Source organism: Mixta mediterraneensis (assembly GCF_030283135.1).
GTDB lineage: Bacteria > Pseudomonadota > Gammaproteobacteria > Enterobacterales > Enterobacteriaceae > Pantoea > Pantoea mediterraneensis.
In genome coordinates this window covers 1-1,562 of the sequence record NZ_JASUAZ010000124.1, presented here as the reverse complement: position 1 = coordinate 1,562, position 1,562 = coordinate 1, and the positions used below count along the sequence as shown (strand labels likewise).

Annotated in this window: 1 protein-coding gene and 1 pseudogene; one reads left to right on the top strand and one right to left on the bottom strand. The window is 49.0% G+C overall.

All coding sequences use genetic code 11. The features are described 5' to 3' along the window. Positions 1 to 307 precede the first annotated feature (307 nt). A complete protein-coding gene (locus tag QRY16_RS21900; protein ID WP_193403965.1) occupies positions 308 to 487 on the top strand; it encodes a YodC family protein in 180 nt (59 codons plus the stop codon). Between the two features lie 87 nt (positions 488 to 574). Here the strand turns inward: QRY16_RS21900 and QRY16_RS21895 are convergent. Continuing rightward, positions 575 to 1,444, bottom strand: a pseudogene (locus QRY16_RS21895) (glycosyltransferase family protein); the annotation flags it as partial. Between the last annotated feature and the right edge of the window lie 118 nt (positions 1,445 to 1,562).

Below are 1,562 nucleotides of genomic sequence, written 5' to 3'. Positions count from 1 at the left end.
GCCAATGGCCACGTTACTTGATGGAAAACGGGTCTGGGCAGAAAAGAATCTGAACCAGATTTAATCTGACAGACACCTGTATAAATAACCGGTAACTGTCAGATCAGGTCTGAGCTAGTACATTTAATATAACAGGGTAATGTTTCCTCAAAGCGGATAATAATTTTTATCCGCTTTTTTTATTTTCAATATTTCCTTCTGCTTAATTCTGAATTTACCAATTTTCTGCGCGCCGTAACAGGCAAGACTCTTTTTCTCCTGCTATAAAGAAAACGGTCTAATTAAAATCATTCAGGAGGGGCGCAGCATGGTTTTTGCAATCAGTGATGAGGTTCAGCATAAGGAAGACGGACAAATGATGGTAGTAACCGGCCATGCCAGCGGCATGGTAGAGTGCCGTTGGTATGACGGTTACGCGGTACGAAGTGAAGCCTTCCGTTCTGACGAACTCAGTCATTCGACGCCGCCTCAACAGAGGGCGAGTTAAGACAGCCTTGCGTTATTACAGGCAGTCGGAAACGGAAGCGGACCGCAGGTTTTCGCTGGAAAACCCCAGGCCGCTTCCGCGTCGGCATTAAACGTTGCCTTCGTTATCGTCTTCAACAGCCTGATAAATGCGCTGTAGAATGTCCGGGAAAGCAGACTGAACGCGACTCCAGCTCGGAATAAATGGCTTGTCGTTTGGGCGTTCAATAAACGCCTGGCCCGCTTCGAGAATCGACTGCGTAAACATCTCTACCGCCGCTTCTTCAACGTGCTGTTCGAATTTCAGACCGTTCATCGTGGCTTCGTGATTGTAGATTTCCATCATATCAAGCGCATTGCGGTAATAGGTGGCTTTCAGGACGCGGAACGAATCGCTGGTTAGCGGCACGCCCATAGTGGCAAGCTTACGCAGCAGTGACTGTACGATGTCATTGCTCATACGTTTTAACCCGCCGGTACCATCATCTTCAGCCAGCGGCTGATGCTTATGATCGTAATTATCCGCAATTTCTACCTGACAAATTTGCCGGGTCGTATAGTTACGGTAAATTTCCGACAGCACACCAATCTCCAGTCCCCAGTCACCCGGAATTTTGATGCCGTTCAGCACGTGAGTACGCATAGCAAATTCACCCGAGAGCGGATAGCGGAAGCTGGAAAGATATTCAATATACTCGGAGTGACCGTAAACTTTTTGCAGCGAACGCAGCAGCGGGCCTACCAGCAAGCGTCCGACACGACCATTTAACTTACCGTCAGCTACCCGGGCATAGAAGCCTTTACAAAACTCATACTGGAATGAGGGATTGGCCAGGGGATAAAGCAGGCGCGCCAGCATACCGCGTTCGTAGGTGACAATATCACAATCGTGTAGCGCCACGCAGCTGGTGCGATCGGACGCCAGCGTATAGCCGGTACAGAACCATACGTTACGACCTTTGCCGGGCTGGCTGTCGCTACCGATGTAAAACTGGCCCACCTGCCGATGTAAATCTGACCCACCTAGGGTAAAAATGGCAGTTTTAAGGCACTGCCAATGATGACATTGGAGACCAGAGTGGAGATTAGTGTTTTAC

Excerpts from the sequence above, each read along its gene's own strand:
- QRY16_RS21900 (WP_193403965.1), top strand. The coding sequence starts at position 308 with ATGGTTTTTGCAATCAGTGATGAGGTTCAGCATAAGGAAGACGGACAA.